Here is a 19,531-nt window from a genome sequence, read left to right on the forward strand (position 1 = left end):
GCGCCCATTCAACCATGCCTTGACGCAGTGCGCTCTTTCTCGCATCACTCCCAGCCAATTCATCTCGCAGATACGAACTGATCCAGCTACATTGCATCGCACTCATAAACCAGTCTTAGGGTTGATCTCCATCTCCCGACTCAGCTGCGCGATCGCTGTATTGCTGCTCTGACCGCCTGCGGGTCGTGGCGCTGCCATGACGAACTTGTCCCATAGTGCTTCCTTCCATTCAAACCTTGGGATCAAGCACCTAGGGTACGGCCATCCACCCAAATTTTTAACCTAATCCAAAGAGGTCCCGCGAGAATACTTTTCCGCGCACCCCCCCTAGACCATCTTCCATCCGGTTGCTCACGATCAGATCAGCTCTCTCAAAAAAAGTCTCCCGATCACACACAACCTCAGAATTGAAATAGCGCTCATCCGTCAGCAAAGGCTCATACACAATCACTTCAACGCCTTTGGCCTTCAGGCGTTTCATGACCCCCTGAATGGCTGAACTGCGCATATTGTCTGAGCCTTGCTTCATAGCGAGACGATAAATCCCCACAACCTTCGCATCCCGCTTCAGTATCTCGTTCGCAATGAAATCTTTTCTCGCCGAATTCGCATCCACAATGCCTTGGATAATATGCTGCGGGACATCTTCGTAATTGGCCAATAGCTGCTTAGTGTCCTTCGGCAGACAATATCCACCATATCCAAAGGAAGGATTGTTATACCCCGCGCCGATACGTGGATCATGGCAAACACCCTCGATGATCTCACGCACATCCAGCCCTCGCGACAGCCCAAAACTGTCTAGCTCATTGAAGAACGCCACGCGCATCGCAAGATAGGTATTGGCAAAGAGCTTGATCGACTCCGCCTCTGTCGATCCTGTCAACAACACGGGCACATCAGGCTCCAAAGAGGCCTCTTTCAGAAGAGCGGCAAAACGTTCTGCCTCTGCACTTCGGTCTCCCACGATAATCCTGCTGGGATGCAAGTTATCCTCTAGAGCCTGACCTTCGCGCAAAAATTCTGGCGAAAAGACAATCCTCTCATCTCCGCGCTCAACCCGCATTTCAGCCGTGAACCCAACCGGGATCGTGGATTTGATGACAATCGTCGCAGTCCGATTGTATTGCCGCGCCTGCTCAATCACCTGTTCAACCGAACTGGTATCAAAGTAGTTCTTCTGAGGGTCATAATCCGTTGGCGTGGCGACGATGATGAACTCAGCATCCCGATACGCGACTTCTGGATCAAGGGTTGCAACCAGTGACAGCATTTCAGATGCCATCACCTGCTCCATCAACCTATCGGCAACAGTTGGAGAGCCGGCGTTCACACGCTCCACACGCTCCGGGTCGATATCAAGTGCTACGACGTCTTGAGTGCGCCCCAACAGGACAGCCAGAGACATCCCGACATAGCCCAACCCAACAACCGTGATTTTGGTTTTCTCAGTCATTGTAAACAGACACGGGATACGCCCGCAACGCTCAGCCCTTGACCAGCCGTTCAGCCAGCATGGCCCCAAAGCGATCCCGAAACTCCAGATTATCCAAAGCAAAGTTGACGATAGCTTCAAGATAACCAAATTTGGACCCGCAATCGTAGCGCGATCCCTGAAGTGGCACACATTCCACACGACCAGCCTGCGCCAGACGGTTAATCGCATCAGCCAATTGAATCTCACCACCAGCTCCAGGTGCTTGATCCCGCAACAGAGCGAAAATCTCCGGCTCTAAAGCATAGCGACCGATTGACGCCTGCAAAGAGGGCGCATCTTCAGGCTCAGGCTTCTCAATAAGCCCAGCCACACTCCCCGCATCCTCACCGGGCACAACCATCCCGTATTTTGAAGCCTCTTCCTGAGGCACAGTCATGACACTTAACTGGCTCTTGCCAGATTTCTCATAAGCCTCAACCAAGGCTTGCGTCGGGCTCACCCCGCCCCGGACAACATCATCCGCAAGCAAGACCATGAACGGCTCTGGCCCAACTACAGATTCAGCACACAGAACAGCATGGCCCAGCCCCAGCGCCCGATGCTGACGAATAAATATGCAATTGACCCCAGACGGGACAATCTCCGAGATCATATCCGCCACATCATCTTTGCCCTTATCCCGCAACTCACGCTCCAGCTCGGGATTCGCGTCAAAATGGTCCTCAATCGCACGCTTGGTGCGGCCTGTAACGAAAACCAGATCCGTGATGCCCGCCGCCACAGCCTCTTCAACGGCATATTGAATGATCGGCTTATCGATGATGGGCAGGAGCTCTTTCGGCATAGCTTTCGTTGCGGGCAAGAACCGTGTTCCCAACCCGGCAACAGGAAAAACTGCTTTTGTGATCTTATTCATTACTCGTCCAAACCTCATGTCTTATCCGGAAATATCGGCATCATTTCTGCGCCAAGTTCCAGTTCTTTTTGTAACGTATCAATCTCAGCTTTGAGAGCTTCATATTCTGCCATCTTGCGCTTCAAAAACCGCGCGGTCAGGGTTGTTTTTTCCCGTATTCCCTTCGGGGTCAAAATATAGGCATAGCGTCGCTTGTCGTCTGATGCGGTGAAATTTCCCAACTTCACCATGCCTTTATCAATCAAGGCTTGCAGACAGTAATTAACAGCACCCAGACTGACCCCTGCACTCTCCGCAAGCCGACGTTGACTCATTTCCGGATTCTCGTCGAGCAGCCTGAGCAAACGATACCGCATATCTTCTTGTAGTGCGGTTCGCCTCATAGCCTCTTTCCCTCAATACAAAACACGACAGGCTTGCAGGCTACCGCACAAGGAGTGGCACGATGCCATCCTCGGGATTTTTGAGCCTGATATTTAACGACAGAAAACCCATATCGTTCAATAATGAACGATGACAAAGTCATCGCCAACATTCAACCCTTAGTTAGCCCCGGAATTTGAAAAAATTACGGCAAGAGCGTACAAACCATGCAGGTCAGTTGCCTGCTACTTTTCAGTCCGGTTTTGATAGGAATAGCCATAACCATACCCGTAGCTATAGCCATAGCGGGACTTCAAACGCTTTGGATCAAACCCGTTCAGCACAAAGCCAGCAACCTGCAACCCGTTGGTGGCCAGAGTGCCCTCCATTGCATGTACATCGCCCATACTGGTCTTATCCTGACGAGCAACCGCCAAAAGCGTGCCAGCAGTTTTGCCAATAATCACAGGGTCCGTCACCGCCAGCACTGGCGGACAGTCAATGATAATGACATCGAACCATTCCTTGAGGCGTTCCAGAGTGTGTTTGAAGCTGGGCCGCATCAGCAGTTCAGCCGCATTCGGTGGATGCTTCCCGCTTGGCAAAATCGCCAAAGACGGCTCAGGTCCCAATACAAGCGCCTTTTCAAGCTCGATATCGCCAGCCAACACCTCAGCCAATCCGACTGAGCCTTTGGAGATGTTGAAATACTTCCGCAAAGCCCCCCGCCGCATGTCTGCATCAATCAAGCACACACGCTGACCCGTTTGAGCGAGCACCACGGCAAGATTAGACGAGACGAAAGTTTTCCCCGCTTCCGGTGCCGGACTGGTGATAGCGATCGCGGGGAGCTCCGCATCCAACATGCTGAAGTGCAGGCTCGTACGCAGTGAGCGAAACGCTTCGACGGCCAAATCTGTTGGATCCTCAATCGCCAAAAGCTTCGGTTTGGAATGTCGCCCTTGCAGTTGGTACTTGCTCGCAACCTGTCCGATCGTGGCAAAGACAGAATAGCCCAATGTCAGAATATCATCAGGGCTTGTCACATCCCGACGCAGCCTGTTGCGCAGCAACACAACACCCATCCCAACCACCAGCCCCAGAATACAGGCCAGAGCCAGAATGCGCATCCGGCGCGGCTCAACAGGAATGCTGTTGCCTTGGGCACGATCAATGATGCGCACATTCCCAATGCTGCTTGCCTTCAACACGCTCAACTCCTGAGCCCGGTTGAGCAACTGGACATAGACCGCCTGCGCAATCTCCAAATTACGCGTCAGGTTGAGAATTTCCCTTTGGGTTTCCGGCAGCGCGCTGGTCGCTTTGCGCAGCTCCGCGAGCTCTGCGGCGATACGCTCACGCTCAGCCAGAAGTTGACGATAGACCGGGTGGTTCGGGGTATAGAGTTCCTTGATATCTTGCTCTTGCGCATCCAGCTCACGCAATTTGCTTTCGAGGGCTCTGATCTGCTCCAGCAAGCTCTGTGTCTCAAGCTCGATATCAACCGATTGCTGCTCGGACTGATAAGCATTCAGCGCAGCTTCCGCCTTCATAACAGCCCGTTCTGCCTCGGGAAGCTGCCCACGCACGAACTCAAGGCTGCTTTCAGCTTCGGCCGAACTGCGCGAAACATTCTGGCGCAGATAGGCATCAGCCACAGCATTCAACCGCAACTGTGTTTCTTCTGGCGACTCCCCTGTCAGCCGAAGCTCCAATACCCCCGTCCCACGGCCCCGCTCGGAAACCGACAGGGCCTCCCGAAGAGAGCGGGTCGCGTCCAGTTGATTGATCTGTACAAGGGTGAATTCACGCCCGACCCCAGCTGTCAGTTCAGAAAGCTTGACACGGAAACCGGATTTCGGGTCGGACACCAACATGCCCGCTTGTCCCCTCAGGCGATGGCCATCCGGCAGGAAAATATCGAATGCCTCATGTCCTTTGGAAACAAGCAGAATCTCGGTATCGAGCCATTCTGGTGGAACCTGCAATTCCTCCAGAGCAGCCCCTTCCCCATAGCGAATATAGGGCCGGAGAACTTCGAAATCGGGGAGCGGAAACGGGTACCTATGAAACGCCGATCCCAACACGGGCATCAGGGTCGGCGTCATCCGCCGGTCCAGCCCAAGTATCGCAGAGGCACGGGAAAGCACCAAACGGGATTTGATAATCTCAATTTCAGTTTGCGTTTCAGGGCTGTTATCCACAAGCTCCGTCATCGCTTCCGGGAGCGCCAAACGCCCCGCCCGCGCTTCCAACTGCAGTAAGGCATCCGCTTGATACACTGGTGGCTTTGCGACCGCATAAACCAACCCGACAAACGCAAAGAGCAGCACGAAAAAAGCAATCGTCCACTTGCCTTGAAAGAATTGCCCGGCAATCTCCAGCAGATCGATTTCATCATCCATCATAGCTGCATCTTGAGACGCTGACGAAGTCGAGGATTTCGCAGCGGGAAAGGGTCGTTTCATACTCTCTTACCGTATCGTCAGACGCTTGATCCAAGCCGAAGCAGCTTGTTCCAAAAGGTTATAAACCGTCTCATGATACTCATGAGATTTGCGATATGGGTCAGGAACTCCAGCGCCCCCGCTCCATTTGTCAAACTGAAAGACTTTGCCAGATGCAAAGGGCCATTTCGTCATCATATGTGCGAGATGTTCTGCCTCCATCACAAGCACAAGATCGGCCTCGCGGATCATATCGGCCTGAATCTGCCGAGCGGTATGACCCTCTAATGACAACCCATGCGACTGTGCGACTTCGGTCATCGTCGGATCGGCGGGATGATTGGCCAAAGCCCCCATCCCCGCCGATGAAACATGCGCTTCAGGCAAGCTTTGCGCCAATAACCTTTCTCCAACCGGAGATCGACAGACATTCCCGACACAGACGACAAGTATATTGTTCAGCACCGGAGTCTCACTCCGCAATCCGGTCCACAGAATAGACCGCGTTGACCGTCGGCAAGATACGCGTAATCGTATCGTTCCACTTCTGCAGCGGCGAGCGGGTCACATAAACCACATCCCCAGGCTCCAGCATGAAGCGTGTTCCGAGCAACAGCCCCGCTGGCGACGAGGTCTCCAACTGATAGACATAGGTGGTTGCCGGGGCAGCGCGGAAGACAAAGACCCCACGCGCGTCGGCTCGTGCCTCGCGCAGACCACCCTGACGGGTGAGAGCCTGCGTCAAAGTCACCGGCTCTTTAGAGAGATCAACCGTGCTCGGTTTGGAAATCTCCCCCAGCAGGAAGGCTTCAAGCGTGCGCCGGGGCGGCACGTTCACAATATCTCCATTGCGCAGAACAGGGTTATTCTGACGATAGCCGCGCTCCAGGAAGCCAGTCAGGTCAACACGAGCAATATATCCATTCCTCTGAATGGTAATCCGGCCCGGATCGGCATCTTCGGTCAACCCTCCTGCGGCATTGACAGCCTCCAACAAGCTCAAAGGCACAACACTCAGTCTTTGCGTGTTGGGAGCCTTCACCTCACCATTCAGGAAAACACGCTGAGAATTATACTCCGCAACCCGCACCTCGACCTGCGGATCATTCACATATTTTGCCAGCCGTCCGGCGATATCATCCCGCACATCCTGAACCGTCCGGTTTGCTGCAATCACATCCCCGATATAGGGGTAGTAAAAGCGCCCGTCGGACTGCACCGTAAAGCCCGTTTGCGAGGCCGGTTTATCCGATCCATTGGCAACGCCCCCCAAATCCGGATGCCCGAAAACTGTCACATGCAAGATGTCACCGGCTCCAAGCTTATACTCCCAACGCGATGAGCCAAGCACCTGGGCGGCCTGCGGCTGTGTCGCAGAAACCATATAACTGCTGATATTGGATTCAGTCAGACGGATGATGGTAACATTTTCATCCAACTGTTCCTGCTGCTCGCGCGTTATCGGAAAGGTTGTAAACCCATCCGAACATGCTGCCAAAAACATAAAAGCTATGGTGAATACTGCTCGCTTCATCCCGTACCACTCTTTGACCTTGCTGGGCGCCCTGCCTCTTGTTGCGTGGCAGCATACGGGCACACCATAATTTGAAAACCGTTTATGGCTGCTAGCCGCAAACTTTATCAGATTTGTTGCAAAAATCTCTTTTCACACAACCCTGAGGCTTTGCCGCAGAACAGGAGTTCGAGATCGGAATTCACGGAAAATATGCCACATATACGCAACTCTTGGAAGAGTTCCGCAAGATATCGCCCCATGCCGATAGGGTGACTCAGGGTGTCAAAAGACACCCTGCAAATATGAAAATACACGCTGTTTTCGCAAATCGGCGGGTGGCCCGCAGCCAGATCACGAATCAAAAGGGGCCATGCCTCAGCTAGGCATCCCTTTTGCCAACGCATCGAAAGCCCGCAATGTCTTGATCAGTTGCCCCATCTCCTGCACCGGGATCATATTGGGGCCATCACTCGGGGCGTGATCCGGGTCCTGGTGTGTCTCGATGAACAGGGCAGACACCCCGACCGCACAGGCCGCGCGCGCAAGAACCGGCGCAAACTCCCGCTGGCCACCACTGGTTGTGCCCTGCCCACCAGGTTGCTGCACCGAATGGGTCGCATCAAAGACAACCGGATAGCCCGTTCGGGCCATGATCGGCAGGCCCCGAAAATCAGTCACCAGCGTGTTATAGCCAAAAGAGGTTCCACGATCACAGAGCATGATCCGTTCATTGCCCGTGCTGGCAATTTTATCTGCGACATTATCCATGTCCCAAGGAGCCAGAAACTGCCCTTTCTTCACATTGATCGCCGCACCGGTTTCACCGGCGGCCAGAAGCAGATCGGTCTGACGACACAAGAAGGCAGGGATTTGCAGCACGTCACAAATTTCAGCGGCAGGTGCGCATTGACTGGCGTCATGCACATCGGTGAGCACAGGTACACCAAACTCTTCCTTGATACGCCCCAATATTTCGAGGCCCTTTTCCATTCCCAAGCCTCGTTGTGTGGAGATAGAGGATCGGTTTGCCTTGTCATAGCTGGCTTTGAAGATGAACCTCGTACCCGTCGGCGCACAGGCCTCACTAATGGCTTCCGCCATCATTCGGGCGTGATCCAGGCTTTCAAGCTGACAGGGGCCGGTGATGAGCGCGATCGGGTTCTGCCCCCCGATTGCGATGTCCCCAACGGTAACGATCTTCGACTCTGACATGCTTACAGTTCCTTCAGAACGGCTTCGATACGCGGAACATCCGCAGGGTTGTTGAGCTCCCAGAACACGCGCCCGCGTCCTTCAACATTCACACAGCGCACGGTCTGTCCATTTTCAAGAAAGCGCAACTGCTCCAGGCCTTCACGCTTTTCGAGTTCTCCCTCAGGCCAGGATGTATACGCCGTAAGAGCAGAAGGGCGATAGGCGTAGACACCGACATGATGATAGACTGGGATATCACGCTCCGGCACTTTCGCAGGGTCGATATAGGGTATGACCTCCTTCGAAAAATAGAGCGCGTGTGCATTTCTATCGAACACAGCCGTCGTACCCCCAACACGCCCGACTTTGCGATCCTCGACAAAATGCCCATAAGTCAATGGATCACATTGCAAAACAGGGGTCGCCACCTGCGCTGCCGTATCGTCCTGCATGGCCGCAATCAGATCTTCCACAAACCATTCTGGTGTCAGCGGCGCATCGCCCTGCAAGTTGACCACCAAATCGGCGTCAACATGCCCATGCGCGACAGCTTCGGCGCAGCGTGCTGTCCCATTCTCACATTCGGGGCTGGTCATGATAACTTTCGCACCGAAAGCTTCAGCCGCATGCTGAATACGTGCATCATCCGTTACAACATAAACCTCAGATACACCGCGCACGCGCATGGCAGCCTCCCAGCTCAGACGGATCAGGCTTTTTCTACCGCCATCAGGCAGAGCCAATTCCACAAGTGGCTTACCGGGGTAACGGGTCGACGCATAACGCGCCGGAATCAAAATAACAGTTTTCATGCGACACCCGCGCGTAAGAGATCATGAAGGTGGAGGATGCCGGTCGGGACACCGGCCTCATCCACAACAAATAAAGTTGTAATCTTGCGCCCATTCATGATCGCAAGCGCTTCAGCAGCGAGCATAGCCCCGGACACTGTCACCGGATTCAGCGTCGCCACATCAGCAGCGCGACAGCTCATCAGATGCTCCATGTTACGCCGCAAATCGCCATCAGACACGACCCCCCGCAAGACACCGCCTTCAACGGCACCCGCCGCACCGAATCCTTTCGAGGTCATCACCAACAGGACATCTTTCATAGGCATATCCATAGGTACCAAAGGTATGCTGTCTCCGGTATGCATGAGCTGGGCCACCGTTGCCAGCTGTGCCCCAAGCTTCCCGCCCGGATGAAAGGTTCGGAAATTTTCGGGTTTGAAATTACGTTGCTCCATCAACGCCACAGCAAGCGCATCCCCCAAGGCCAGCGTCAACGTTGTCGACGTCGTTGGTGCCAACCCCATAGGGCACGCTTCAGGCGCTTTCGGCAAAAGTAGCTTGTAATCAGCAGCCTGCATCAAAGTGCTGTTGAGCTTTGATGAGATCGCAACCAAAGGAATAGAAAACCGTCGACTATGCGCCACGACATCCCGCAGTTCCTGCGTCTCGCCGGAATTGGAAATAAGGATGCAAATATCATCCGGCGTGATCATCCCCAGATCACCGTGGCTGGCTTCGGACGCATGCACAAAAAAGCTCGGCGTACCAGTACTGGCCAAAGTCGCGGAAATCTTTCGACCGATATGACCCGACTTACCAATCCCGGATACAATCACGCGTCCCGTCGTCGCCAGCATCAGGCGCACAACCGCGCAGAAATCTTCGGGAAGTTGATTGGCCATAAGTTGCAAAGCCGCCCCTTCGGTCTCCAGAACCTGGCGAGCGACAGTGACGATTGCGCGATTAGAAAGCATATCCTGTGTCATGGGGCTGGAATGTCACAGGACAGGGAACCGATCAACCGCGAAGAAGAGGCACCTACGGCTCCTTTAGAAGCCCAAGCAAATACCTGCCATACTCATTCTTGGCAAAGAGCTCTGCGCGCGCCTTCAACGCATCGCGTCCGATCCATCCCATATTAAAGGCGATCTCATCGGGGCTACCGGTCTGAAGCCCCTGACGCTCTTCAAGCGTGCGGACAAAATTCCCGGCATCCAGCAAACTGCCATGCGTCCCAGTATCCAGCCATGCATAGCCCCGCCCCATCTGTCGGACAGTTAAAGCCCCCTCCTCCAGATAGCTTTCAAGTAATGATGTGATTTCCAGCTCCCCTCGCGCTGAAGGGGTGAGCTTCTTGGCCCGCGCAGGCGCACTTCCATCCAGAAGATAAAGTCCGGTTACGGCATAAGGAGAAGGGGGATACTCCGGTTTTTCGATGATCTGCGTCACCTGCCCCTCCGCATCGAAGGCCACAACGCCGTATCGTTCCGGATCCGTGACATGATATCCGAAAACTGTTCCGCCCGTCTGCTGCGCATCGGCTTCCCACAAGAGTTCCGGTAACCCATGTCCAAAGAAGATATTATCCCCCAAGACCATGGCACTGGGCGCTCCGGCCAGAAACTCCTCGGCTAGAATATAGGCCTGCGCCAAACCGTCGGGGCTGGGCTGCACGATATAAGTGAGTTGCAGACCCCATTGGCTCCCATCCCCCAAAAGACGTTGGAACTGCTCCTGATCCTGAGGGGTTGTGATGACTGCAATCTCCCGAATACCCGTCAGCATCAGAACAGACAGCGGGTAATAGATCATCGGCTTGTTATAGAGTGGCAGAAGTTGCTTGGAGATGCCGAGCGTCACCGGGTACAAGCGCGTCCCCGACCCACCAGCCAATATGATCCCTTTGCGTTGCGTCATTTCGCATACCCCAACTCAGTCAGCACATCCCGCAACCCTGCACGCCAATCCGGCGCTCGAATCCCAAAATCCGCTGCAATCCGTGAGCAATCAAGTCGCGAATTGAGCGGACGTCTGGCAGCCGACAGATAGCTGCTGGAAGGGATACCCTTTACCTCTACCTGACGCCCGGCTTGCGCAAATGTTTCGCATGCGAAAGCTTTCCAACTCGTCCAGGGTTTGCCCGCATAATGATAGGTGCCACCCGGATGCCCATCACACAGGGCTTCCGCCATCTTCAGCAGCGTCGCCGCGATATCAGCTGCTGGTGTGGGTTTGCCGATCTGATCCTCAACAACATTCAAAACTGACTCGGTTTCGGACAGGCGCAGCATGGTTTTAACGAAGTTGTTACGATGCGCAGAGAACACCCAGGATGTCCGCAGGATCGCATGCACACCACCTGCCGCCCGGACCCCCTCTTCGCCACGCAGCTTGGTTCGCCCATATACATTGATCGGGTTGACCGGGTCTTCTTCCCGCCACTGGCCATCTCCGGAGCCATCGAACACATAATCGGTCGAGATGTGCAGAAAGGGTATTTTATGAATGGCTGCAGTCTCGGCCATGATCCGTGGGGTCGTGCTATTGATCAGGGTTGCTACCGCCTCTTGGGACTCGGCATGATCCACAGCCGTATAGGCTGCCGCATTGATGATAACATCCGCATCTGTTGCATCGAGTACAGCCGCGCATATAGAGGGGTCTGTCAGGTCAACCAGGTCACGCCCTAAGGCGACGACCTTGGCTTGTCTTTGCAACTCAGTGGCAACTTGTCCGGTTTTGCCGAATACGAGGATTTTCATGCGGTTCTAACCCCTAAACGCTCCCCAACGCCCTGCCGTTTCTGCAAAGGGCGCCACCAGCTTTCGTTTTCAAGATACCATTGCACCGTGAGGCGCAGCCCCTCTTCAACTGAAACCGAGGGGCGCCACCCCAGTTCTTTACGAATACGGGCTGGATCGATTGCATATCGCGCATCATGTCCGGGCCGATCCGGCACGAATGTAATCAAATCGGTATACGTGCCAACGGACCGGGGCTGGAGCTCATCCAAGATGGCACAAATGGTCCGAACCAACTCCAGATTACTGCGCTCGTTTTCACCGCCAATATTATAGGAGCGCCCGACCCTGCCCTTCTCCAGCACAGTCAAGAGCGCATCGGCATGATCCTCAACATACAGCCAATCGCGGATATTGGAGCCATCGCCATAGATTGGTAGCGGCTTTCCCGCCAAAGCATTGAGGATAATGACCGGGATCAGTTTCTCAGGGAAATGATACGGGCCGTAATTGTTGGAACAGTTACTCAGCAAGACTGGCAAGCCATAGGTTTCGTGCCAAGCACGTACCAAATGGTCGGAAGAAGCTTTTGATGCAGAATACGGGCTTCTCGGGTCGTAAGGTGTGTCCTCGGTGAACTTGATCGATGGGTCCTCTGGCAAAGACCCGAACACCTCATCTGTCGAAATATGATGGAACCGAAACCCGCCTGGCCTCCCCTGATGCTCCCAGAGGCCCCGTGCCGCTTGCAACAGATGATATGTCCCGATCACGTTGGTCTCGATAAACACACCAGGCCCGTCGATAGAGCGATCCACATGGGACTCTGCCGCCAGGTGCATAATCACATCTGGCGCATGCCGTCTGATGCAATCCTCAACCGCCTCTGCATCACGGATATCAATCTGCTCAAACTGATATCTCGGATGTTCAGAAACAGCTGCGACATTTTCCAGACAGGCAGCATAGGTCAGCGCATCAAGATTAATGACGTCATGACCTGCCGCCACAGCCTGCCGCACCACAGCAGAACCGATAAACCCTGCCCCTCCAGTCACAAGCAGCTTCATAGCTGAGCCTCGTAGATGAAAGGCGAAGAACACTCAGCCAAGGTTGGCGCGGTTCGGTCTTTTTCTGACAAAACAGCAAGCTCAGGTAAGATCCCCCAATCAACCCCGATCTCCGGGTCATCAAACCGTACAGACCGATCACAGTCAGGCGCGTAGTAATCCGAACATTTATAGATGATCTCCGTGTTTGCCTCGCGCGTGACGAACCCATGGAGGAACCCTTCAGGGATCAACAACTGCTTTCCATTCTGAGCAGACAACTCGACGCCGATCCAATGCCCATAGCTTGGTGAGCCCTTACGAATATCAACGGCAACATCATACAGACACCCACGACCACATCGTACAAGCTTGGCCTGAGCATGCGGCGGCGTCTGGAAATGCAGCCCCCGCACAGTTCCTGCCTGCACGGACAAAGAGTGGTTATCCTGTACAAACTCAACAGCGAGACCAGCGGCTTCCATACGCTTGCGATTCCAGCTTTCAGAGAAGAAGCCCCGCTCATCCCCGAAACGGGCAGGCGTCAGGATCAACACCCCCTCAAGAACAGTCTGCTCGATTTTCATCATCCGCCCCCCAACATCACTCACTCGCGTTTGACCAGCCAACCCTCAAATGCCTTGTCTGGTGAGTGTAACCGAATAGCCCCGCGCTGACGCCAATGCTCCAGCCACTCCGCCTGTAGCGCATAAACGTCGACACCTGGACGTTCTTGACGCACTTGGTCCAAAATTTCTTGCGACAAAACAGGCTCCGTTCCCGCCGCGACCACCACATCCCGCCGTACAAATCGGATCAAATCCCCGGGTTCTTCTTGCATCTCATAATCAGGCAAGACATCTGCAGCGATCATGTCCCGGAGCATCTTGCGAAACACTCGCCTAGGGCTTGAGGAACCAGACTTCTTGAGGAGGGTTTCGACCGAGACCACCCATTCTGCCTGACGCCCACAATGCTTTCGGGCTAGCTCGTACACACGCCGCTCCAAAGGCTTTCGCAAGCGAAAGTAATCCCGTGAGAGTGTCAGCACAGATTTGGACAGCACCGCCCGGAACAACCACTCAGACAGCGTCACGGCAACCGAGATCATACGTCCTCCCCGAGTCTTACGCACGATCTGCCAACTTTCGATCAGCCCGAAACCTGTTGTGACTTCCTGACCACCAGTCTCGTAATTCGTTGTGATCCGGGTTCCCGCCAGCCGCTCCAACGCATCCCTCAGCCTTTTATACCCATCGCCCGATGTTTCACGGTTTGTCGCAACGAGCAAATCATAGGCTTTGAACTGAAGCTTGCGCGTAATGGTCCGCCCCGCATTGAGCGCCGCCATCAACTGGCTGATGCAATAAATCAGAACATCCTTATCGTGTATTGTCGCCAGACCCCGCATCGAAGGGATCACTTGAATGCCCACCCCGTTATGCTCGTAAGACAACATACGCCGATCCGGTCGGGTCGACAGGGTGAACATCGGATGCTCCATAGAACCCATGTCATCCTTAGGTGCGGCATCAAAAATATCGCACACAAAGAAATCTGCCGTGGGGTGATGGTCAGGCAAAAGCCCACCTACTGTCATGGCCTGTCCTGTCCCGCTTCCAGGCCCGGGTTGTTCCCAAATCCTCAGAGGCGAATCTGCTTCGTGGTTTCAATTACACTGAGCATAAAGTTATCCACAGGCCACGTCCAGAAACCACACAGTCTGTGACGTGGTTTCGGATTCACTCCAGCGTGGTTTCAGAGTCACTTTAACGTGGTTTCAGATTCACCTTAGAGGACAAAATCTGCTTCAACTCATTCGAAATAAAGCCAGAATTTTTAGGGTTATGATCCCTTAACTATATATAACATAAAAATAACTAGAAATCAGATCTGGTTCGATACCATGATGTCAAAACCTTTTGATTAAAGTCACCCATAAAGCATTGAAAAAGCTTACTTAATAACAACACCTCCAGCAATGTGACGAAATATCATTGATGTAATCACTTTTTGATAATATCGTATAAAAAGCGATACATCAGAGGTACTGACATGGCGAATGACGGGTTCGAGCTACCGCCCTATTTCAACATCAATCCAGATACAGCGAGAACAGAGCTGGGAAAATCCGTGAGTGCTGAAGGCTTCGCGCGGATCGCCGAACGGTGCCGGCAAGGGCGAGAAGATCTCGCAAGTCGAGGGCTCAGTGAGGAGGGTTCGAAAGAACTACGCAGGTTTTCAACTTGGGAAATCACCCGCTATCTGATCCCAGTTGCTCAAGCCCACTTTCGGCGTGTCTTGCGCCAGAACCCCAAGCTTCCCCAAGGTACATCCGAAACCGAAGGAGGGGCCAAATGGTTCACAATGGAGGAAGTCCTCATATTGCGAGCGCATTTCGCTGCGGAAGGTTCAAAGGCAAAAGAATACCGCCCCTACCGCCCAGAAGGACTACCAGCGAAACTGGTCGCGGTTGCAAACTTCAAAGGCGGTGTTGGTAAAACTTCAACGGCAGCCCATCTGGCGATGTCGGCTGCGCTGGACGGGTATCGCGTACTTGTAATTGATCTCGACAGCCAAGGATCGATGACCTCTATCTTCAATGGCCGCGTTGAGGATGAATGGCAAACAGTCTTCCCGCTTTTGGCACGCCACTATGCAACATCCCTACAAGCTGAAAACCGTTCCCGACTTGAAAGAGGCGACGATCCCAAACCCATCGATGATACGCTCGTCGAAGCCCTGAAGGTCAAAGCGCCGGACCTGGTTCAGAAGACTCATTGGCCAAATATCGATCTGATTGGTGCCCAGCTGAACCTGTATTGGGCTGAGTTTCAAATCCCAGTCTGGCGCATGCAGGGCCGAGGATGGAAGCTTTGGGATGCATTGACAGAAACACTGGAACAGGACGGTATGCTGGAGGCATATGACCTGATCTTTATAGATACCCCTCCTGCCCTTGGCTACCTGACGATCAATGGATTGGCTGCAGCAGATATTTTACTGGTCCCCCTCGGCGCCTCGTTCCTAGAATTCGATTCAACAGGCCGGTTCTTTGATATGCTGCACTCAACTTTCGCAAGCATCGAGGAAGGCGAGAACATGGCAGCCCGCGCTTTGGGGCAACCCGAACTCAGCTTTGAGTGGGATGCTGTCCGTGCTGTCATCACGCGGTTTGACGCGTCGCAACAGGCCGAGCTCGCTGCATTGATGCAGGCTTATTTCGGTGAAACCTTGTCCCCTCATCGTCAGGACTTCACAGCATTGATCGGCCAGGCTGGGGAGCAAGCCATGGGAATTTACGAAGCCGATTATCGGGACTTCAATCGTGAAACCTATGTGCGTGGGCGCGCCACATTTGACCAGACCTACGCAGCTTTCAAACGGTTGCTCTTGGGAATTTGGCGCCGTGAAGAACTGGAACGTGAAGATATGGCTGAAGCGGTATAAAACTGCCCCGAGCGGCACAATCGGTGGAATGATGCCGGAGCTGAAACGAGGAACAGTAAATGGCTAAACGTAAGCGTCTGACGCCCCCCCGGCCCGATTTTTTTTCCGCAAGCTACTCTGAGGATGCAACTATTCCCAGTGTCCAGAATGCGCCGGGCCGTGTTCCGATCGCCCAAGTCGCTGGGGATGCCGCGCTGACAGCAGCCTTTGAGAAAGTACAAGAAGAGCTACAGGCTGCGCAAAGAGAAGGACGAATGATCCTTTCATTGCCGCTGGACGCGATTCAGGAAAACCACCTTATCCGGGATCGTCTGGTTTGCGCAGAGGAAGAAATGGCGGGGCTGAAGGAGAGTCTACGCAGCAGAGGACAGCAAACGCCGATTGAGGTTATGGACCTTGGTCGAGACAAATACGGTCTGATTTCTGGCTGGCGACGTCTGAATGCACTTAAAGAGCTCCTTAAGGAAACCGGTGAAACCGAGCGTTTCGGGACGGTTCAGGCCCTACTTCGTGTCCCACAAGATCGTTCTGCGGCTTATGTCGCGATGGTCGAGGAAAATGAAGTTCGGGCAGATTTGTCCTTTTATGAACGCGCACGGATTGTCGTTCAGGCTGTGGGATCAGGGGTGTTCGACACAGAAAAGCTGGCCTTGCAGCGCCTGTTTGCATCAGCCTCGTTTTCCAGACGATCAAAGATCAAATCCTTTATACCACTTGTGGAAAGACTGGATGGCGTATTGCGTTACCCTTCCCAGATTCCGGAGCGCCTCGGCTTGGCGCTTTCGAAGGCAATCGCTGAAGATCAGATTTTTTTCCGGGATATCTATCACGGGTTATCCCGGAAGGCTTACATCTCAGCGGAGGACGAACGAGCATTTCTTGAAGAAATGCTTGCAAAGCAGATCAGGGTGAAGGATGCAAAACTCAAACCGAAAGTCTCTAAACCAAAGGATAGAGACGATATTGAGCCAGTGCGCTTCATGATGACATCCCCCGTCGAGATTGCACAAGACATCCAACTTACTGTTGGCCAAGGGCAAGCGGTTCTGTCTGGCCCAGGGGTTACGCCGGAGCTGCTTCAGGATCTGACAGATTGGATCAAAACCCGCACCTAGACTCTATTTCTGATGCGAAACCTTTCGCGTGCGAAAGGTTTGTGAGAGACACCGGCCATGGTTGTTGCTGAAATCCAGATTACCCTCGTTGAGGTTGTTCCAACAGTTACCCGCATTGTGCGTGTGCCTGTGGGGATGCGCTTGGACCGGGTGCATAAAGTCCTGCAAGTTGCGATGGGCTGGGCCGATACCCGTGGTGTCACCCAGGTGGTCTTCAAACCCGACTGGAAGAGCCAGGGCAAAGCCGCTCCCTTCAAACGCAACGACAAGATGCTCGAAACCATGCCGCAAGGTCTGATCGCCACCCCCGGATCGGGCATCACCGAGAACATCGTCGACAAGGCCCGCAAGCTCGGGATCCGCATCAAGAGGATCGGGGCTTAGGTCCCGGTTCATACTCCGCGCAAAAGATCCTGCACAACGGAAGGTTTCTTGGCGATCAAGGCCAGAAGAACTTGTGCTGGGCCGGTCGGGTGTCGGCGCCCATGTTCCCAGTTCAGAAGCGTGCCCTTCGCGACGCCAATGCTCTTGGCAAATTCCGCCTGGGACAGGCCCGTCCGTTGCCGGACTTCGGCGACATCGACTTCCACCACGGAAACTTCATGGACCTTCGCGCCGGCCAAGTCGCCATCTGCGAAGGCCAGCGCCTCTTCCAGCCCCTTGGAGATGGATTCGAATGCACTCATGTTGCGTCTCCATATTTCGCGACAAGCGCCTTGCTCATCTCTACTGCTGCGGCCTGTTCGGTTTTCGACAGGTTAGCTTTCTCATTCTTGGCGAAGACCGTGATCAGGAAGATCGGCATATGGGTCCCGCCAAAGACATACACCGTCCTGAAGCCGCCGCTCTTGCCGCCCCCTTCTCTCGGGATGCGGACCTTGCGCAATCCGCCACGAAGAGAGATGCCCGCTTCCGGATTGGCGGCAATGAAGCTGATAGCGGCCTCCCGCTCCTGGTCCGACATGATTGCCTTGGCGCGCCTCTGGAATTCGGGCAGTTCGACCACTGTTTGCAATCGTGTCATCTTCAGTCCCATATAGGTTTCGGCGGCGTATGTGTCAATGACGTATAGTCTGCGCATCCGAAGCGCAAGACGACAACTGACGCCATCGTCTGCCGTGGCACCTGGAACGTGGCGCAGGAGCGCTTGGGCAAACAGGTGGCGCCAGCGGCGCTGGCGTTGGTTTTCGAGAAACATTGTGCAGGCGAGGTTTCCTCGCCGGGCGGCTATCTGCGCGGCATGGTCGAGAAGGCCGGGGCAGGGGAGCTGCATCTCGAGCGTAGCTTCTATGGCAGGCTGAGCGGACAGGCGGCGTAAGACGGCGATCCTGTCTTGAGTGCGGTGCTACTAAGTGCTACCGTGGTGTCAAAGGAGGACTGGCATGACTGTGAAATCATCGATCTCTTTGTCCGACCCGCAAGATCGGTTTGCCCGTGGCCTCGTTGAATCCGGGCAATATGCCAGCCTGAGTTCCGTCCTTCAGCATGGGCTTGATTTGCTTCGGCAAAAGACCGAGGCCGAGGAATTGGAACTGGCTGCGTTGCGGCAACTCGTCGACCGGCGCGTGTCGGGACCAAGGATTTCGTCTGCAGACATGGATACCCGGATCGAACAGATGATTGCGCGCAAACAGCAGTCGGGCGATGTGGGATCTTGAGTTCTCCGCAGAAGCGGAATGGGACTTCGAGCTGATCTTCGACCATCTCGCGAGCTCATATGTCGAGTTGGGCGATGAGCCAGATGCCGCACTCATACGGGCGGGCGATCGGATCCGCGGGATCCGCGCTTCGGTGAATCTGTTGGCGCAATCGCCCTACATGGGAACGTTGCGACCCGATATTCGGGTGGGCCTTCGCTTCGTGCGCCTGGAAAAGACCGTCATCTGGTTCTTGCCGGATGAAGAACGAAGCTGTGTCATCATAATTGCTTTGTTCTTCGGAGCACAGGATCACATCCGGCACATGCTGGCACGAATGCTCGCAGGGGAAGAGGCGTAATTTTCCGAAATCCAGAACGGCCTTCTGGAAGGGATGGTCCAAGCCAGAGCGTGTGATCTTGCCGAGCGCACGCATCCGCACGAGCCTGTCCTTTCTGACCGCGTCATGGCCCTGCGGCTTTGGTCAGGTTGACCCGGAACCGGTCTCTGTGCCGTTGATAGCGGCGGGTCATTTCGGCGCTGGCGTGCCCCAGCTGCTTCTGGACGCAACGTTCGTCGACTTCGGCGGAACTCGCTAAACCTGCGCGCAGGCTGTGGCCTGAGAACAGGGCGGGACGACTTGAGGCTCGCCTGCCATCGGGCGCTCGTCTCATCTTCGGCAAGGAAATCAGCCGCGATCTGATCGGGCGGCTATGGTAGTGAGTTTTTAACCTATTTCGCGAACGATACCTTGTTGCGCAGAGATGTTTTGAAGCGTAAGGTTCCGCCGAGGGCCGTCTTGCCTCAGCAGCTCTTCTCGTCGGCCATGATGCTCTCGACGACTTTGGGATCACACTGTTCGTCGCGCAGG

21 protein-coding genes and 2 pseudogenes are annotated in these 19,531 nt (G+C 54.4%); 6 read left to right on the forward strand and 17 right to left on the reverse strand.

Going from position 1 to position 19,531, the window contains the following annotated elements; all coding sequences use genetic code 11:
- Positions 1–277: 277 nt before the first annotated feature.
- The 14 genes from FN828_RS12240 to FN828_RS12305 all read right to left on the reverse strand — a co-directional run bounded on the left by FN828_RS12240 (position 278) and on the right by FN828_RS12305 (position 14,058).
- Entirely contained in the window at positions 278–1,456 is a 1,179-nt protein-coding gene (locus FN828_RS12240; protein WP_142493765.1) for a nucleotide sugar dehydrogenase, read from the reverse strand.
- Between the two features lie 31 nt (positions 1,457–1,487).
- On the reverse strand, positions 1,488–2,354 hold the full coding sequence (gene galU / locus FN828_RS12245) for a UTP--glucose-1-phosphate uridylyltransferase GalU (RefSeq protein WP_142493766.1): 867 nt from the start codon (positions 2,352–2,354) through the stop codon (positions 1,488–1,490).
- 14 nt (positions 2,355–2,368) lie between these two features.
- Positions 2,369–2,737, reverse strand: a complete 369-nt coding sequence (locus FN828_RS12250) for a MarR family EPS-associated transcriptional regulator (protein WP_142493767.1) — start codon at positions 2,735–2,737, stop codon at positions 2,369–2,371.
- A 225-nt stretch (positions 2,738–2,962) separates the two neighbouring features.
- On the reverse strand, positions 2,963–5,125 hold the full coding sequence (locus FN828_RS12255; RefSeq protein WP_235891476.1) for a polysaccharide biosynthesis tyrosine autokinase: 2,163 nt from the start codon (positions 5,123–5,125) through the stop codon (positions 2,963–2,965).
- A gap of 66 nt (positions 5,126–5,191) precedes the next feature.
- Entirely contained in the window at positions 5,192–5,629 is a 438-nt protein-coding gene (locus FN828_RS12260) for an arsenate reductase/protein-tyrosine-phosphatase family protein (protein WP_142493769.1), read from the reverse strand.
- Positions 5,630–5,636: 7 nt separating this feature from the next.
- Complete coding sequence (locus FN828_RS12265) at positions 5,637–6,698, reverse strand: polysaccharide biosynthesis/export family protein (RefSeq protein WP_142493770.1); 1,062 nt, start codon at positions 6,696–6,698, stop codon at positions 5,637–5,639.
- A gap of 357 nt (positions 6,699–7,055) precedes the next feature.
- Entirely contained in the window at positions 7,056–7,892 is an 837-nt protein-coding gene (gene kdsA / locus FN828_RS12270) for a 3-deoxy-8-phosphooctulonate synthase (RefSeq protein WP_142493771.1), read from the reverse strand.
- A gap of 2 nt (positions 7,893–7,894) precedes the next feature.
- Complete coding sequence (locus FN828_RS12275; RefSeq protein ID WP_142493772.1) at positions 7,895–8,686, reverse strand: 3-deoxy-manno-octulosonate cytidylyltransferase; 792 nt, start codon at positions 8,684–8,686, stop codon at positions 7,895–7,897.
- Positions 8,683–9,654, reverse strand: coding sequence for a KpsF/GutQ family sugar-phosphate isomerase (locus FN828_RS12280; RefSeq protein WP_142493773.1), 972 nt, complete (start codon positions 9,652–9,654; stop codon positions 8,683–8,685). Before FN828_RS12280 ends, FN828_RS12275 begins: the two co-directional genes overlap by 4 nt.
- A gap of 52 nt (positions 9,655–9,706) precedes the next feature.
- Positions 9,707–10,585 carry a glucose-1-phosphate thymidylyltransferase RfbA gene (gene rfbA / locus FN828_RS12285; RefSeq protein ID WP_142493774.1) on the reverse strand — a complete coding sequence of 293 codons (879 nt, stop codon included), beginning with the start codon at positions 10,583–10,585 and terminating at the stop codon, positions 9,707–9,709.
- Entirely contained in the window at positions 10,582–11,430 is an 849-nt protein-coding gene (gene rfbD / locus FN828_RS12290) for a dTDP-4-dehydrorhamnose reductase (RefSeq protein WP_142493775.1), read from the reverse strand. The genes rfbA and rfbD overlap by 4 nt, the downstream gene beginning before the upstream one ends.
- Positions 11,427–12,479, reverse strand: coding sequence for a dTDP-glucose 4,6-dehydratase (rfbB, locus tag FN828_RS12295; RefSeq protein WP_142493776.1), 1,053 nt, complete (start codon positions 12,477–12,479; stop codon positions 11,427–11,429). The genes rfbD and rfbB overlap by 4 nt, the downstream gene beginning before the upstream one ends.
- Positions 12,476–13,045 carry a dTDP-4-dehydrorhamnose 3,5-epimerase gene (gene rfbC, locus FN828_RS12300; protein ID WP_142493786.1) on the reverse strand — a complete coding sequence of 190 codons (570 nt, stop codon included), beginning with the start codon at positions 13,043–13,045 and terminating at the stop codon, positions 12,476–12,478. Before rfbC ends, rfbB begins: the two co-directional genes overlap by 4 nt.
- Before the next feature lie 20 nt (positions 13,046–13,065).
- Positions 13,066–14,058 (reverse strand): replication initiator protein A, encoded by a 993-nt coding sequence (locus tag FN828_RS12305; RefSeq protein ID WP_142493777.1) that lies wholly within the window; start codon positions 14,056–14,058, stop codon positions 13,066–13,068.
- 455 nt (positions 14,059–14,513) lie between these two features.
- On the opposite strand from FN828_RS12305, the gene FN828_RS12310 reads away from it, so the two are divergent.
- The 3 genes from FN828_RS12310 to FN828_RS21005 are packed head-to-tail and all read left to right on the forward strand — an operon-like array spanning position 14,514 to position 17,407.
- Positions 14,514–15,908, forward strand: a complete 1,395-nt coding sequence (locus FN828_RS12310) for an AAA family ATPase (RefSeq protein WP_142493778.1) — start codon at positions 14,514–14,516, stop codon at positions 15,906–15,908.
- Positions 15,909–15,967: 59 nt separating this feature from the next.
- Positions 15,968–17,023 (forward strand): ParB/RepB/Spo0J family partition protein, encoded by a 1,056-nt coding sequence (locus FN828_RS12315; protein ID WP_142493779.1) that lies wholly within the window; start codon positions 15,968–15,970, stop codon positions 17,021–17,023.
- Positions 17,024–17,080: 57 nt separating this feature from the next.
- On the forward strand, positions 17,081–17,407 hold the full coding sequence (locus FN828_RS21005; RefSeq protein ID WP_185959011.1) for an IS1096 element passenger TnpR family protein: 327 nt from the start codon (positions 17,081–17,083) through the stop codon (positions 17,405–17,407).
- Between the two features lie 8 nt (positions 17,408–17,415).
- On the opposite strand, the gene FN828_RS12325 is transcribed toward FN828_RS21005, so the two are convergent.
- Both FN828_RS12325 and FN828_RS21010 read right to left on the reverse strand, forming a co-directional pair.
- Positions 17,416–17,709, reverse strand: coding sequence for a helix-turn-helix domain-containing protein (locus FN828_RS12325; RefSeq protein ID WP_142493780.1), 294 nt, complete (start codon positions 17,707–17,709; stop codon positions 17,416–17,418).
- Positions 17,706–18,221, reverse strand: coding sequence for a type II toxin-antitoxin system RelE/ParE family toxin (locus FN828_RS21010; protein WP_268987208.1), 516 nt, complete (start codon positions 18,219–18,221; stop codon positions 17,706–17,708). Before FN828_RS21010 ends, FN828_RS12325 begins: the two co-directional genes overlap by 4 nt.
- Between FN828_RS21010 and repC the strand changes: the two are divergent.
- The 3 genes and pseudogenes from repC to FN828_RS12345 form a co-directional block, all read left to right on the forward strand.
- A pseudogene (gene repC / locus FN828_RS12335) lies at positions 18,135–18,341 on the forward strand (replication initiation protein RepC); the annotation flags it as partial. The gene FN828_RS21010 and the pseudogene repC sit on opposite strands and share 87 nt — an antisense overlap.
- A 64-nt stretch (positions 18,342–18,405) precedes the next feature.
- Positions 18,406–18,681: a ribbon-helix-helix domain-containing protein gene (locus tag FN828_RS12340; protein WP_142493782.1), complete on the forward strand. Its 276-nt coding sequence runs from the start codon at positions 18,406–18,408 to the stop codon at positions 18,679–18,681.
- Positions 18,668–19,021 (forward strand): type II toxin-antitoxin system RelE/ParE family toxin, encoded by a 354-nt coding sequence (locus tag FN828_RS12345; protein WP_142493783.1) that lies wholly within the window; start codon positions 18,668–18,670, stop codon positions 19,019–19,021. Before FN828_RS12340 ends, FN828_RS12345 begins: the two co-directional genes overlap by 14 nt.
- Before the next feature lie 103 nt (positions 19,022–19,124).
- Here FN828_RS12345 and FN828_RS20870 read toward each other — a convergent pair.
- A pseudogene (locus FN828_RS20870) lies at positions 19,125–19,298 on the reverse strand (tyrosine-type recombinase/integrase); the annotation flags it as partial.
- Positions 19,299–19,531: the final 233 nt, after the last annotated feature.

The sequence above is a fragment of the Thalassovita litoralis genome (assembly GCF_900182725.1).
In the GTDB taxonomy this organism is placed as follows: domain Bacteria; phylum Pseudomonadota; class Alphaproteobacteria; order Rhodobacterales; family Rhodobacteraceae; genus Thalassobius; species Thalassobius litoralis.